The organism is Nocardia sp. NPDC046473 (genome assembly GCF_040645995.1).
In the GTDB taxonomy this organism is placed as follows: domain Bacteria; phylum Actinomycetota; class Actinomycetes; order Mycobacteriales; family Mycobacteriaceae; genus Nocardia.
On record NZ_JBEYZJ010000005.1, the window covers coordinates 727855 to 741103 of the forward strand.

The window sequence follows — 13249 nt, forward strand, 5'->3', positions numbered from 1 at the left end:
CGGGCTAGCTCGACGCCTCCACACGAGACAGCCTGACCAGGGCGGTTGCCACCTCGGGTGCCCGGCTCAGCAACACCCGTTTGGCCTCGACGGCGACCGTCATCCACTGGCCGTCGGTGTCGCGAAGCCGCACGGTGCCCGTCACCGGACCGGACGGCAGCGCCCGGGCGATCTGCCGGGCGATCGGAAGATCGTCGGGATGCAGCGCCGGATCGCGACCTGGATCGCCGGTGAGTTCCCAAGCGACGCCGGGCATTTCGTCTGTGAGCCAACGGTACGCGGTGAGCGTCTTCAGGTCGACGAGCGCGTAGTAGACGCCGGGCTCGGCACCCAACTCGGCCTCGACCAGAGCCTGGGCGAAGGTGCGCGGCGGCAGCGGCGCGTCCTCGTCGTCGCCCTCGGTGATGTCGTGTGTGAGGCCGTGCAGAAACCGCTGGCCGTCGACCATGCCGCCGCGCGCGACCCAGTTGATATCGCGGCGCACCTGGTCGTCGCGGGTGATCTGCCAGGTGGTCTGATACACCAGACTCTCGTCCGCCGACAGCGCGGCGGCCAGCGCCTCGGCCTGATCGTCGGCGGCCGTCACGTGCCGCAGCGAGGACACCCGGGAGATCTCGTCCCTGCGTCGTTCGGGCGGCACCGCGTAGATGTCGTGCGTCTCCTCGGTCGCCAGCGCGGTCATTTTGTCCAGGTTCCAGTCCCACGCGCCGGACCGGGTGCGCGGCGGCACGGCGTCGTCCAGCCGGCCGATCCACAACCGCACGCCGTGCACCATGTGCAGGACGTTCGCGACAGGTTCGGCGATGACATGCTCGTCGCGGGTCCGAGAGAATTCCTCATAGCGCTGCCCGGTCTCGCGGACCTGGGTGATGGCGTGGTCCGCGGTGCGAAGTGCTTGGCCCCGCAACACTTTATCGAGCGGTTCGAGGCCGACCGGCACACGGCCGATAGCGAGCACGGTGGGCGCATCGCGAATGCACTCGATCAGCAGCCACTCCCCGCGCATCTTTCAAAGGTAGAGCACGGGAAGCGGCTTCGAGCCGAAGTCGGCTCAGCTGGTCACGCGATCGATCTGCTCGGCTTGAACACCCCAGCCGGACAGCAGCTTTCGGACCTGTTCCGGGTCCGCGGTCAGTGCGGCCGGAGTGTCGATCGGCGTGCGGTCGAAGCGTGGCGCCGGCGCGGGCTGGAGCACGCCATTGACTTCGATGAAGGCATTGCGCGCCTTGTTGTGCGGATGCTCGTGGGCCTCCCACGGGCTCAGCACCGGGGCCACACAGGCGTCGGTGCCCGCGAACACCTCGGCCCACTCGTCGCGGGTGCGCTCCTTGAACTTCGCGCCGAGCACCTCTTTGAGTTGCGGCCAGCCGTTCTTGTCCAGCTGGAACGGCAGGTCGGGGTCGTCGATGCCGAGGATGGCGAGCATCTGGTTGTAGAACGGGATCTCGACGCAACCGACCGCCATGTACGCACCGTCGGCGCACTCGTAGGTGTCGTAGAACGGTGCGCCGCCGTCGAGCATGTTCTCGCCACGGGGAAAGTTCCACAGGCCGAGATGGTGCAGGCCGTGCATGGACGCGGTGAACAGGGCGGAACCGTCGACCATCGCCGCGTCGACCACCTGGCCTTTGCCGGAACGTTCGCGCTCGTAGAGTGCGCCGAGCACGCCGAGCGCGAGCAACAGGCCGCCGCCCGCGAAGTCGCCGAGCATGTTCGCGGGCGGCACCGGCGGTTCCCCGGCGCGGCCGACGAGCCCGAGCGCGCCGGAGATCGCGATGTAGTCGATGTCGTGACCCGCGGTGCGGGCCAGCGGGCCCTCTTGCCCCCAGCCTGTCATCCGGCCGTAGATCAGGCGCGGGTTACGGGCGGCCAGATCGGCGGGGCCGAAGGCGAGACGTTCGGCGACACCGGGCCGGAACCCTTCGATGAGCACGTCCGCGTGATCGGTGAGCGCGAGCAGCGACGCACGGTCGGCGGGCTGCTTGAGATCCAGGGTGATGCTGTGCTTGCCACGGTCCAGCGGACCCTCCGGCGAGACGATGCCCGGGCCGGGCGCACCGCCGCGGTCCACCCGCAGCACCTCCGCGCCGAGATCGGCCAGGATCATCGCGCCGAACGGGCCGGGCGCGAGACTGGCGATCTCGATGACTTTCACTCCGTGCAGTGGTCCCATGTCTCCGCTCTCTGTCGTCCTCGACGAGGGCATGCGGCGACAGCCGAACCCCGCCCGTCCGGATCGGTGTCCCCGAGGGTAGGCCCGCTCGGGGGTGTCGCCAATGACCGTCGCGCTCGATAGGGCGTGACCGTTGCGCTCATAACTCCAGCTAGTTGGGCGAACTGCCAACCCCGACCGGCCGCCGTTGTCGAGTGGCACAGGGGCGTTCGCGTGCCACTCGACGGGTGATCTAGTCCAGCCCGGACAGGCGGGCGAGGATGGTGGCCGCCATGGCCGCCGGATCGCCGTCGTCGGGGCGGAGTACGAGTTCGGCCTCGGTGGGGGACTCGTAGGGGTCGTCGATGCCGGTGAAGCCGCGGATCTCGCCGGCGCGGGCCTTGGCGTACATGCCTTTTGGATCGCGCGATTCGCAAATATCCAGTGGGGTATCGACGAAGACCTCTACGAACGGGATGCCTGCCGCCAGATGTGCCGCACGGACTCGGTCGCGGTCGGCGCGGTAGGGACTGATCAGCGAAACCACCGCTACCACACCGGCTTCGGCGAACAGGCGGGCGACTTCGCCCACGCGGCGGACGTTCTCGACTCGATCGGCGGCGCTGAAGCCGAGGTCGGCGTTCAGCCCGTGCCGCAGGTTGTCGCCGTCGAGCAGGAAGGCGGGGCGGCCCGCCGCTACTAGCCGACGTTCGAGTTCGACGGCGACGGTGGACTTTCCGGAGCCGGACAGACCCGTCAGCCAGACGGTGAGGCCACGGGTCGCCCGCTCCTCACGACCGACCGCGGTGGAGTGCCAGACCACGCGCGACGACGGCAGGCTCGGGCCGGTGATCATGCCCGCGCCGACGGTGTTGTTGGTGCTGTCGTCGACCAGGATGAAGCTGCCGGTGAATCGATTGCGGCGATACGGATCGAACAGCAGCGGCTGGCGGGTACGCAGCTGGACGCGGCCTATCTCGTTGAGCGACAACGATTCCGCGTTCTCGTCACGGTGCAGAGTGTTGACGTCGAGCCGATAGTCCAGTGTCCGCACCTCGACGGTGGCGGTACGGGTGGTGTGCCGGATGGTGTAGGTCGAGCCGGGCGTGAGTTGCGTTTCATCGGCGAACCAGCAGACCATCGCGTCGAGATCGCGCCCCGCGGTGGGCCGATTGTTCGGGCGGCAGATCATGTCGCCGCGAGACACGTCGAGGTGGTCGGCGAGCTGCATGGTGACCGCCTGTGGCGGAAAGGCTTCCGCGACCGGCTTGCCGCCCGGGCCCCAGATCGCCTCGACGGTGGTGGTGAATCCGGAAGGCAGCACCGCGACCTCGTCGCCGGGCTTGAACACCCCACCCACCACCGTGCCCGCGTAACCACGGAAATCCTGTGCATGGCTGCGGGTTACGTACTGCACCGGGAACCGCGCGTCGATGAGGTTACGGTCCGAGGCGATGTGCACCTCTTCGAGGTGGTGCAGCAGGGGAGTGCCCTCGTACCAGGGCATGCTGGCACCGCGGTGCACGATGTTCTCGCCGTCCAGCGCGGACATCGGCACGAAGGTCAGGTCGAAGATGTCGAGTTTCGAAGCGAACTGGGCGAATTCGGTCCGGATCTCCTCGAACCTGGCCTGCGACCAGTCGACCAGGTCCATTTTGTTCACGCACAGCACCAGGTGCGGAATGCCGAGCAGGCTGGCGAGGAACGCGTGCCTGCGGGTCTGCTCCACCACGCCCTTGCGGGCGTCGACCAGGATCAGCGCGAGGTCGGCGGTGGACGCGCCGGTCACCATGTTGCGGGTGTACTGGATGTGGCCGGGGGTGTCGGCGATGATGAATTTCCGTCGGGGCGTGGCGAAATAGCGGTGCGCCACGTCGATGGTGATGCCCTGTTCGCGTTCGGCGCGCAGTCCGTCGGTGAGCAGGGCCAGGTTCGGGTAGTCGTCGCCGCGGTCGCGGCTGGTGCGCTCCACGGCGGCGAGCTGGTCGGTGAAGATCGTCTTGGAATCGAAGAGCAGGCGGCCGATGAGGGTCGATTTGCCGTCGTCGACGCTGCCCGCGGTGGCGAGGCGCAGCAGTGTTGCGGTCATCAGAAGTAACCCTCTCGTTTGCGATCTTCCATGCCCGCCTCGGAGATTCGATCGTCGGCGCGGGTGGCGCCACGCTCGGTGACCCGGGCCGCGGCGACCTCGGTGACCACCTCGGCGGGGGTGGCCGCGGTCGACTCCACGCAGCCGGTGCAGGTGGCATCGCCGACCGTGCGGAATCGCACCGTCGCCTCCGCCGGTTCCTCGCCGTCCAGGAGTTCCAGAAAGCGAGTGTGCGCCAACAACATTCCGTCGCGCTGCACCACCGGGCGGCGGTGCGCGTAGTAGAGCGGCGGCAGGTCGATGCCCTCGGCGGCGATGTAGGTCCAGATGTCGAGCTCAGTCCAGTTCGACAGCGGGAACACCCGAATGTGTTCGCCCGCACGGTGTCTGCCGTTGTACAGGTTCCAGAGCTCCGGTCGCTGGCTGCGCGGATCCCACTGGCCGTACTGGTCGCGGAAACTGAAGACGCGCTCCTTCGCGCGCGCCTTCTCCTCGTCGCGCCGGGCGCCGCCGAAGACCGCGTCGTAGCCGCCCTCCTGGATCGACCGCAGCAGCGTGGTGGTCTGCAGCCGATTGCGCGAGGTGCGCGGTCCGGTCTCCTCGACCACGCGGCCCGCGTCGATATCGTCCTGCACGCTGCCGACCACCAGCCGCAGCCCGAACCGCGCGACCGTCTCGTCACGGAAGGCGATCACCTCGTCGAAGTTGTGTCCGGTGTCGATGTGCAGCACCGGGAACGGCAGCGGCGCGGGCCAGAAGGCCTTGGCCGCCAGGTGCAGCATCACCACCGAGTCCTTGCCGCCGGAGAACAGCAACACCGGACGTTCGAATGTCGCCGCTACTTCACGGAAAATATGTGCCGACTCGGCCTCGAGCGCGTCCAGATGAGGCAGCTCGTAGGTGCTCGCCGTCGACTTCGCGTACTGGCTCACACCGCAAAACTAGAACACGTTTCGATCGTTGGCAACAGCTCGCGACGTATCCGAAGCGGCGTGCTGCCATTCTCGGCGAAATCCGTTTCACATTCTGGCGATTGCCGGAATCAGGATGGACGGTTCAGGAGGTCGTGGCGCGAGGTTCGCGGATCAAGGGTGCGGTGACGTCTGTGCAGGTCGACGGCCACCCGAAGCGGTGGTCACGGCGTCTGCCGCCGCGACGAGAGCCGTTCCGCGCCGGTCGATTTCGGCGCCGGTGATGGACGCGCCGACGTACATGGTCAACACCATGTTCTGCCTGCCGTCGCCGCCGTAGGTCGGCGCGGCGAGCAGGCTGACGGGATGTTCCTTACGCGGCCGCAGATCTGTGCCGAGGTACACCCGCTCACCGAGACTCGTTACCAGGTCGCCGACCAGTTCGCGCAGCTCGTCGGGCAGGTCGCGGGCGGCGAATCCGGCCAGCATCGAGTACAGCCTGCCGCCGGCGGTGGTCAGGCTCTCGACGAGATATCCACGCGCACGGCATTCCGCGACGATCTGCCGTAACCGCGCCTCGTCCTGCTGCAATGGCACCGTCGGCGGTTTCGCCAGCCAGGCGTTGAACGCGGCGTCGGTATCCCACAGCACGTACATCAGGCCGACCGGCGGCGCGAAATGATAGGCCGCGCCGACCTTGACCAGGCCTGGCCCGGTGCTCTCCAGCACCATGATCTGCTCGCCGACCACGGCCGACGCGGTGCAGGTGGTCCGGTATTGCGCGGTGAGTTTCTCCAGCTCGGTGCGGGCGAGCGCGGAAATCGCGAAGCTGTCCTGGGCCACCCGGCCTGCGGCGATCAGCGCGGGTCCGAGACCGTAGGTCAGCGTGTCGGCGTCGCGGACCAGGTAACCGCCCGCGGTGAGCTCGGTCAGGATGCCCAGGCAGGTGGGTTTCGCCAGGTCGAGCGCCCGCGCGAGCTCGGACAGGCCGAAGCGCTTGCCCCGCTGCTCGACGAGGAAATCCAATACCTGTACCACCCGCACGGTGGGTGCGGATCTACGGCCGACCATTGACCACTCCTAGAACACGTTCTAATCTTGCCTCAAACGAAATGTACCAGAGTGGTACATATTTGGAACACCGCGATTCAATGGAGACCTTTTGCTGACACAGCCGTTCGCGGAAGCCATCGCCGCCGCCGAGCAGATCATCACCGAGGCCGCGCACATCCGCACCGAACAGGACCTCGTCGAGGGCTACGACTACCTGGCGGGCAGCATCCGCGCGGCCCTGCAGATGGCGTGGGCGTACGAACGGGACTTTCCGTTCTTCGTCCAGTCCACCGGGCCGTACACGAAGATGGGCCTCGACAACCCGGACACGCTCTACTTCCACTCCTATCTGCGACCGGACGCGGAATATGTGGTCACCGGAAAGCGTGGCACCACAAGGGATCTGAGCTTCCAGGTGCTGAACGGCAATTACTCGCCGGTGGATGTGCCGGACAGTCTCACCGCCTTCGACGACCGTTCACTGGAAGTCGGTCCGGACGGTTCCTACGAACTCAGGCTCGGCCCCGGCGAAGCGCGCCCGGGATATGTGCACCTCGCCGCGGACTCGGCCATGCTCGTTGTCCGCGAGGTCTATAGCGATTGGCTCAACGAAAAGCCGGGCACGATCCGGATCGCGCGGGTCGACGGCATGGGCGACGCACCGCCGCCGCTCACCAAGGACGTGCTGACCAAGCGGTACGGCGTCGCGGGCAAGATGCTGATCTCCCGGCTGAAGACCTTCCTGGCCTTCCCCGAGTGGTTCTACCTGAACCTGCCGGTGAACACGATGACCGAACCCCGTTCCACGCCGGGCGGTCTCACCACGCAGTTCTCCTCGGCGGGCCACTACGAGCTCACCGACGACCAGGCGATGATCATCACGGTGCCGAAATCCGATGCGCCGTACCAGGGTTTCCAGCTCGGCAGCATGTGGTACCTGTCGCTGGACTACATCAACCACCAGACCAGCCTCACCGCCGACCAGGCGCACGTCGACCCCGACGGGATGATCCGGCTGGTGGTCAGCGAACGAAATCCCGGGCTGGCCAACTGGATCGAACGCACCGGGCACGAGCGCGGGTATCTGCAGTTCCGCTGGCAGCGACTGTCCCGCGACATGAAGCCCGAGGACGGGCCGACGGTCGAGGTGGTACCGGTCGACGAACTGGCGCAGCGACTGCCGTGCTACGACCAGGCGCGCGTCACGCCGGACGCATGGCGCGCACGAATCGCGGCACGGCAGGCAGCCGTCGCGGAAAGGATGCTCGGCTGATGTTGTTGCAGGACAAAGTAGTTGTGGTCTCCGGGGTCGGCCCCGGGCTCGGACGCGCCATCGCGGTGCAGAGCGCCAAGGCGGGCGCCGACGTGGTGCTCGCGTCGCGCACCGAGTCGCGGCTCACCGAGGTGGCCAAGGAAATCACCGAGCTCGGCCGGCGCGCGGTGGTGGTGCCGACCGACATCAACGACGAGGCCGCCGCCGTGCACCTGGTCGAGGCCGCGCACAGCGCGTTCGGCCGGGTCGACACGCTGGTGAACAACGCGTTCGCGATCCCGCCGATCACCGACCTCGCCGACGTCGACCTCGACCAGGTGCGGGCCGGCTTCGAGACCAATGTGCTTGCGGCGCTGCGGTTGACGCGACTGTTCATTCCCGCGCTCACCGAGTCCAACGGTTCTGTCGTGATGATCAACTCCGCCGTGCTGCGACACTCGCGGCGCACCTTCGGTCCCTACAAGATGGCCAAGGCCAGCCTGCTCGCGCTGGCGCAAAGCCTGGCCACCGAACTCGGACCGCGCGGCATCCGGGTGAATACCATTGCCCCCGGCTACATCTGGGCCGACAACCTGAAGTGGTACTTCAACTATCTCGCCGAACAGCGCGGCATCACCGCCGACGAGGTCTACGCCGAGACGGCGAAAACCATCGATCTGCGCAAGCTGCCCGAGCCCGACGAGATCGCCGACGCGGTCGTGTTCTTCGCCTCGCCCATGGCGCGCGCGATCACGGGGGCGTGTCTGGATGTCAACGGCGGCGAATACCACCACTGATCGGGTGCGTCTGTCGCGCACCACTACTGAGGAGATGACGTTGATCGGTAGGGACGATGTCGGGACCATCGATGATCTGCACGCGTCGGCGACCAAGGTCGTCGGGCTGGACGATTTCGGCGCCGACGACTACCGCGCCGGGCTCGAGGTGCTGCTCGAGTCCTATGCCAAAGATGCGGAGCTGACGCCGTTCGGCAACAAGGTGAATCGCGCGTTCCTACGCGGGGCACTGATCGCCAGGCTGCTCAGCGAGGCCGCGTGGCAACGCTTTCCGGAGCATGCCGAGGTGAAGATCGAACGGCCGATCTTCGTGACCGGGCTGCCTCGGTCGGGGACGACCGCGGTGCACCGGCTGCTCAATGCGGATCCGGCGCATCAGGGCTTGGAGATGTGGCTCACCGAGATGCCGCAGCCACGGCCGCCGCGGGAGACCTGGGCGAGCAATCCGGTGTACCAGCGGATCGAGGCGGCGTTCGAGAAGCATCACGTGGAGCATCCGGAATTCATGGGCGTGCACCATATTTCCGCCGACCAGGTGGAGGAGTGCTGGCAGTTGCTGCGGCAGTCGGCCATGTCGGTGTCCTACGAATGCCTCGGATATCTGCCGACCTACTCCGAGTGGCTGCGGGAGCAGGACTGGACCGGCGCCTACCGCAGGCATCGGCGCAACCTGCAATTGATCGGTCTGCCCGACGCCGGACAGCGCTGGGTGTTGAAGAACCCCAGTCATTTATTTGCACTGGACGCCATTTTCGAGGTGTATCCGGACGCGCTCGTCATCCAGATGCATCGCGATCCGCGCACCATCATCGCCTCGGTCTGCAGTCTCAACGAGCAGGCCTCGGCCGGATGGTCCGACAAGTTCCGCGGCCCGGTGGTCGGGGCCGCGCAACTGGATCTGTGGGCACGCGGCGCCGATCGCTTCCTGGCAGACCGCAAGCGCCACAACGCCGCCCAATTCTGCGATGTCGACTACGGCGACTTCGTCGCCGATCCGATCGGCACCGTCGAATCCATCTACCGCCACTTCGATCTGCCGCTGACCGAGGACGCGACATCGGCAATGTCGGCCCTGCACGCGGAAAGCACCTCCGGCGCAGCCCGTCCCGCCCACCGCTACACGCTCGAGGAATTCGGCCTCACCGCCGACCAAGTCGACGAACGATTCGGCCCGTATCGAGCGGAACACTTCCCAGGACGCTGATCGACAGCCTTGCCGTGCACGGCAATTCATGCATCCATGCACGGCGTGCAGCAATCGGGCCCACGGACGGCTTCGCCCGCTCCGCGGGCCCGAACCTGTAATCCACTGACCATCACGACATCTCATGCATGAATGCAGTGTGCGCAATTCCGAGATGCGCAGTGGCCCGGAACAGTCATAACCCGCTACCCGGAGTATCGCCGACCCCGCACGACACCCGGTCTCGCATTGCCCCGGCAATCCACGGCCAACGCTCCGCGCACAACTCCGCCTGCCGCGCGTGCCCTACGCCCACGCGCACGAATCAGTCAGCAATTTCACGCGCACCCAGCGAAACCGCGCGCAGCGCACCGGCAGTCGCCGTGCTGTCTCGCCGCGTCGCATGCGCACGGTTCCGCTCGCTGCGCGTGCATTGTGCGGGCGCGTACGAAATTGCTGGCTGATTGGTGCGCGGTGAGCGGAATCGTGCGCGGCGAGCGGAATCGTGCGCGGCGAGCGGAATCGTGCGCGGCGAGCGGAATCGTGCGCGGCGAGCGGAGTTGTGCGCGGCGAGCGGAATCGTGCGCGGTGGGGGCGGGTTACGGCTGGCCGGGCTTGAGGGTGATGAAGAGGCCGTGGGCTTCGGCGCAGAGGCGGTCGCCGTCGTGCAGGGTGGCGCGGACGTAGACCTTGCGGCCCTCTTGGCGTTCGGCCCAGGCGCGGACCTTGAGTTCGGTGCGCAGCGGGGTGATGGAGCGGTAGTCGACGGTGAGCGATGCGGTTCGGGTCACCTGGCCGCCGTAGACCGCCGCGGCCATGCCGAGCAGGTCATCGAAGGCGATCGCGATGTGGCCGCCGTGGGCGGCGTTGTTCCCGCCGAGGTGGTAGGTGCGGAAGGTGATGCGGGCGTCGACGCCGTCGCGGCCGACGTGATCGAACACGAACGGCGGCAGCGTGATGTTGCCGCGGCCGGGCAGGTCGTGCCTGGTCCAGTTGGGCGTGGACCACTCGTCGACGATCGCGGCGTCCAGCTTGTCGTTCAGCTGCTTGAGCAGGCCGATCGACTCGACGGCCAACTCGTCCGAGGGGGAGGCGAGTCGGACGCGGTCCATCAGCCCGCGCACCTGCTCGATGAATTCCCCGTAGTGCGGTCCACCACGGGTGATGTCGATGTTCTGCTCGTGCGCGTTGATCAGCTCGCTCATCGGCCGGAACGCGCCCTCGTGGTGCTCCTCGCTCGGCAGCGATTCACCGGCCTGTTGTTCGTTCATGCAGAACACGTTATAGGTTGCCCATCGAATGCTCGCATTTCGGGCCGACTTGGCGGATTCGTCGGTCGGTCCGAATCGTCCGCTGTGGCCTAGGCTGGTTCGCGATTATCAAACGCGGTTACCAGAAGGTTGGCGGCGCGGTCTCGATGAACGTCGGCCAGCGAGCGTAATGACAGATCCGGCTGGCGAAAGGCGTTGGGTAGATGGGTATTACGGCAGTTGTCTTCGACATGGACGGCGTACTGATCGACTCCGAGCCGGTGTGGGAACAGGTTCGCCGGGACTACGTTGCGGAGCGGGGCGGGCAGTGGCTACCCGATGCCCAGCAACGGCTGATGGGTATGAGCACCAAGGAATGGTCGGAATACCTGAGTACCGATCTGGGCGTCGACGCGCCGCCGGAGACCGTGGCGCGCGACGTGATCGAGCGGATGGCCGCGCACTACGACCGTGCGGTCCCGCTGCTTCCCGGTGCGATCGACGCGGTCCAGCGGATGAGCGAGAAGTGGCCACTCGGCGTCGCCAGCTCCTCCCCGCGCGCACTGATCGACGTCGTCCTCGGCCGCACCGGCCTGATCGAATTCTTCAACGTCACCTTCTCCACCGAAGAGGTAGATCGCGGCAAACCTGCCCCCGATGTCTACGTGGCCGTAGCCGCCTTCCTCCGCCAACGCCCCGCCGACTGTGCCGCAGTGGAAGATTCGAGCAACGGCATGCGCTCCGCCCACGCCGCAGGCATGCGCGTCATCGCCGCACCCCGCCCCGAATACCCGCCGGCCCCTGACGCCTTGGCGCTGGCCACCCACGTAATCGCCGACCTCGCCGAACTGACCCCAACCCTCGTCACCGAACCCGCCTGACCCCCTGACATGCGCCGCGCCGAACGACTGGAGCCGATCCCCTCGACGCTGACCCACACACCGAGCCGGACACCGTCGCGCCGAACCGCGAGTGCCGCAGCCCGTTTGGCAATCGGCCGGCTGATCCGCCGCCGCGTCGAGCCCGGCTGATCGTCTCGTCGAGTGGGGAGACGGTGGCGTGGATGTGCGGGTGTTGCCGCCGTCAGGTCCCGTTCGGTGAGGTGTCTGGCTTGTAGGAGTTCAGGAGGGTGCGGGCGGCGGCGGGGAGGTCGGTGTCCAGCCAGGTGGGGAGGGTAGGGGTGTGGGCGTGGTGGCGGAGGGCGGCGTAGGGGAGGTCTACTACGGCTCGGCTGATGGCGTCGATTTCGCGGTCGCCCGCTCGGCCGAAGAGGGCGGTGGCCAGGCGGCGGAGGTGGTCGAACAAGGGGGCGTTCATGGTGGTGAGACGGGCGCGGAAGTCGTCGTCGGGGCCGCCGTCCAAGAGATCGCTGACGCGTAGGTTGAGGAGAAGTCTTGCGTCGTCGGGTAAGTCGCGGCGCCCGCCCGCTTGGCATTGAAAGGGCGGCACTGGTTTTCGAAGTACGCCCTGATCTTTGAACTCGACGACGAAGGCGCGAACCGAACCCGCATCCGCGCGAAGACGTTGGCGAATTTCCCCGGGCCGCATGGCAAAATCTATCGCGCGCTGGTCATCGGCAGCGGCGGCCACAAGATCGTGGTGCGCAGGATGCTTCGGCAGATCGCGGCTGCGGCATGATCGGCATGGTCTGGGGCGCAACCGAAGGCGCCCCGGTCCTGTCGGTGTGTTGCGTGCACCCGGGCGATTCGTACTGTTGATCTTGCATCGAGCATGATCACCGTATGGCAAATGATGTTCAGCTCGGCGACGTCCGGACTTGGTATGACGAAACGGGCGACGGCGAGCCGGTATTGCTGTTGCACGGGGGTTTTGTGGACTCGCGGTCGTTCGAACCGGCCGTCGCCGGATTGGCCGAGCACTTCCGGGTCTTCCGGATGGATCGCCGCGGGCACGGCCGCACGCCTGATGTCGAGGGGCCGCTGTCCTATGACCTGATGGCACAGGACACCATCGCTTTCCTCGACACGGTGGTCGGTGGCGCGGCGCACCTGGTCGGTTACAGCGACGGCGCGATCATCGCGCTGCTGGTCGCCATTCGTCGGCCGGATCTGGTCCGCAAGCTCATCTCGATCAGCGGCAACTTCCACCGTGACGGCCTCCTGCCGGGCGTGCTCGACGGCTTCGGCCACGAGGAACCGATGCGGCGCTTGGCCGCTCGCTACGGTGAGGTGTCGCCGGACGGCGAGGAGCACTTCCGTGTGGTCGCGGACAAGAGCATCCAGATGTCGCGCGAGGCGCCGACGATGACCGTCGAGGAACTCGGCGGCATCACCAGCCGGACCCTCGTCATCGCGGCCGACGACGACGCGATGAGCCTGGAGCACACGATCGCCCTCTACCGCGCGATCCCCGATGCCGAGCTCGCCATCATCCCGGGCACTTCGCACCTGCTCGTCGTCGAAAAACCTGGCGAGGTCTACCGCCTCGTCGGCATCTTCCTCACCACCGACGCGACCCAGACCTTTCAGCCGATCCGCCGCGCCTGAGCGACCTGAATCGAACGTTTCCACCCGGTAGCAGAAACCGGGCCGCGCTTGCGCC

At 67.0% G+C, this 13249-nt stretch carries 13 protein-coding genes; 6 read left to right on the forward strand and 7 right to left on the reverse strand.

Features of this window, described 5'->3' with window-relative positions; all coding sequences use genetic code 11:
- Positions 1–4 precede the first annotated feature (4 nt).
- From ABZ942_RS21280 to ABZ942_RS21300, 5 genes are all read right to left on the reverse strand, one after another.
- Positions 5–1006: a GAF domain-containing protein gene (locus ABZ942_RS21280; protein ID WP_357384462.1), complete on the reverse strand. Its 1002-nt coding sequence runs from the start codon at positions 1004–1006 to the stop codon at positions 5–7.
- A 45-nt stretch (positions 1007–1051) separates the two neighbouring features.
- Positions 1052–2173, reverse strand: coding sequence for a CaiB/BaiF CoA-transferase family protein (locus ABZ942_RS21285; RefSeq protein ID WP_357384464.1), 1122 nt, complete (start codon positions 2171–2173; stop codon positions 1052–1054).
- A gap of 232 nt (positions 2174–2405) precedes the next feature.
- The gene (gene cysC / locus ABZ942_RS21290; protein WP_357384466.1) at positions 2406–4241 is read right to left on the reverse strand and encodes an adenylyl-sulfate kinase; all 1836 of its coding nucleotides are present in this window, start codon (positions 4239–4241) and stop codon (positions 2406–2408) included.
- The gene (cysD, locus tag ABZ942_RS21295) at positions 4241–5173 is read right to left on the reverse strand and encodes a sulfate adenylyltransferase subunit CysD (RefSeq protein WP_357384468.1); all 933 of its coding nucleotides are present in this window, start codon (positions 5171–5173) and stop codon (positions 4241–4243) included. The genes cysC and cysD overlap by 1 nt, the downstream gene beginning before the upstream one ends.
- Positions 5174–5326: 153 nt before the next feature.
- Complete coding sequence (locus tag ABZ942_RS21300; protein WP_357384470.1) at positions 5327–6223, reverse strand: helix-turn-helix domain-containing protein; 897 nt, start codon at positions 6221–6223, stop codon at positions 5327–5329.
- 91 nt (positions 6224–6314) lie between these two features.
- Here ABZ942_RS21300 and ABZ942_RS21305 point away from each other — a divergent pair, with 91 nt between their 5' ends.
- Genes ABZ942_RS21305 through ABZ942_RS21315 form a run of 3 tightly spaced genes read left to right on the forward strand, consistent with a single transcriptional unit; the run spans position 6315 to position 9458 of the window.
- Positions 6315–7478: a hypothetical protein gene (locus tag ABZ942_RS21305; protein ID WP_357384472.1), complete on the forward strand. Its 1164-nt coding sequence runs from the start codon at positions 6315–6317 to the stop codon at positions 7476–7478.
- Positions 7478–8254: an SDR family oxidoreductase gene (locus tag ABZ942_RS21310; RefSeq protein ID WP_357384474.1), complete on the forward strand. Its 777-nt coding sequence runs from the start codon at positions 7478–7480 to the stop codon at positions 8252–8254. Before ABZ942_RS21305 ends, ABZ942_RS21310 begins: the two co-directional genes overlap by 1 nt.
- Positions 8255–8288: 34 nt before the next feature.
- Positions 8289–9458, forward strand: coding sequence for a sulfotransferase (locus ABZ942_RS21315; protein WP_357384476.1), 1170 nt, complete (start codon positions 8289–8291; stop codon positions 9456–9458).
- Positions 9459–10036: 578 nt separating this feature from the next.
- Here the strand turns inward: ABZ942_RS21315 and ABZ942_RS21320 are convergent.
- Positions 10037–10708, reverse strand: coding sequence for a PaaI family thioesterase (locus tag ABZ942_RS21320; protein WP_357384478.1), 672 nt, complete (start codon positions 10706–10708; stop codon positions 10037–10039).
- A 203-nt stretch (positions 10709–10911) separates the two neighbouring features.
- On the opposite strand from ABZ942_RS21320, the gene ABZ942_RS21325 reads away from it, so the two are divergent.
- On the forward strand, positions 10912–11568 hold the full coding sequence (locus tag ABZ942_RS21325) for an HAD family phosphatase (protein ID WP_357384480.1): 657 nt from the start codon (positions 10912–10914) through the stop codon (positions 11566–11568).
- A gap of 202 nt (positions 11569–11770) precedes the next feature.
- On the opposite strand, the gene ABZ942_RS21330 is transcribed toward ABZ942_RS21325, so the two are convergent.
- Positions 11771–12004, reverse strand: coding sequence for a hypothetical protein (locus ABZ942_RS21330; protein WP_357384482.1), 234 nt, complete (start codon positions 12002–12004; stop codon positions 11771–11773).
- 111 nt (positions 12005–12115) lie between these two features.
- Here ABZ942_RS21330 and ABZ942_RS21335 point away from each other — a divergent pair, with 111 nt between their 5' ends.
- Together ABZ942_RS21335 and ABZ942_RS21340 are read left to right on the forward strand one after the other, a co-directional pair.
- Complete coding sequence (locus ABZ942_RS21335; protein WP_357384484.1) at positions 12116–12325, forward strand: hypothetical protein; 210 nt, start codon at positions 12116–12118, stop codon at positions 12323–12325.
- A 104-nt stretch (positions 12326–12429) separates the two neighbouring features.
- Positions 12430–13194: an alpha/beta hydrolase gene (locus ABZ942_RS21340; RefSeq protein ID WP_357384486.1), complete on the forward strand. Its 765-nt coding sequence runs from the start codon at positions 12430–12432 to the stop codon at positions 13192–13194.
- Positions 13195–13249 lie beyond the last annotated feature (55 nt).

Coding starts and splice junctions, on each gene's coding strand:
- ABZ942_RS21280 (WP_357384462.1), bottom strand. CDS start 1,006: ATGCGCGGGGAGTGGCTGCTGATCGAGTGCATTCGCGATGCGCCCACC.
- ABZ942_RS21285 (WP_357384464.1), bottom strand. CDS start 2,173: ATGGGACCACTGCACGGAGTGAAAGTCATCGAGATCGCCAGTCTCGCG.
- cysC (WP_357384466.1), bottom strand. CDS start 4,241: ATGACCGCAACACTGCTGCGCCTCGCCACCGCGGGCAGCGTCGACGAC.
- ABZ942_RS21300 (WP_357384470.1), bottom strand. CDS start 6,223: ATGGTCGGCCGTAGATCCGCACCCACCGTGCGGGTGGTACAGGTATTG.
- ABZ942_RS21310 (WP_357384474.1), top strand. CDS start 7,478: ATGTTGTTGCAGGACAAAGTAGTTGTGGTCTCCGGGGTCGGCCCCGGG.
- ABZ942_RS21315 (WP_357384476.1), top strand. CDS start 8,289: ATGACGTTGATCGGTAGGGACGATGTCGGGACCATCGATGATCTGCAC.
- ABZ942_RS21320 (WP_357384478.1), bottom strand. CDS start 10,708: ATGAACGAACAACAGGCCGGTGAATCGCTGCCGAGCGAGGAGCACCAC.
- ABZ942_RS21325 (WP_357384480.1), top strand. CDS start 10,912: ATGGGTATTACGGCAGTTGTCTTCGACATGGACGGCGTACTGATCGAC.
- ABZ942_RS21330 (WP_357384482.1), bottom strand. CDS start 12,004: ATGAACGCCCCCTTGTTCGACCACCTCCGCCGCCTGGCCACCGCCCTC.
- ABZ942_RS21340 (WP_357384486.1), top strand. CDS start 12,430: ATGGCAAATGATGTTCAGCTCGGCGACGTCCGGACTTGGTATGACGAA.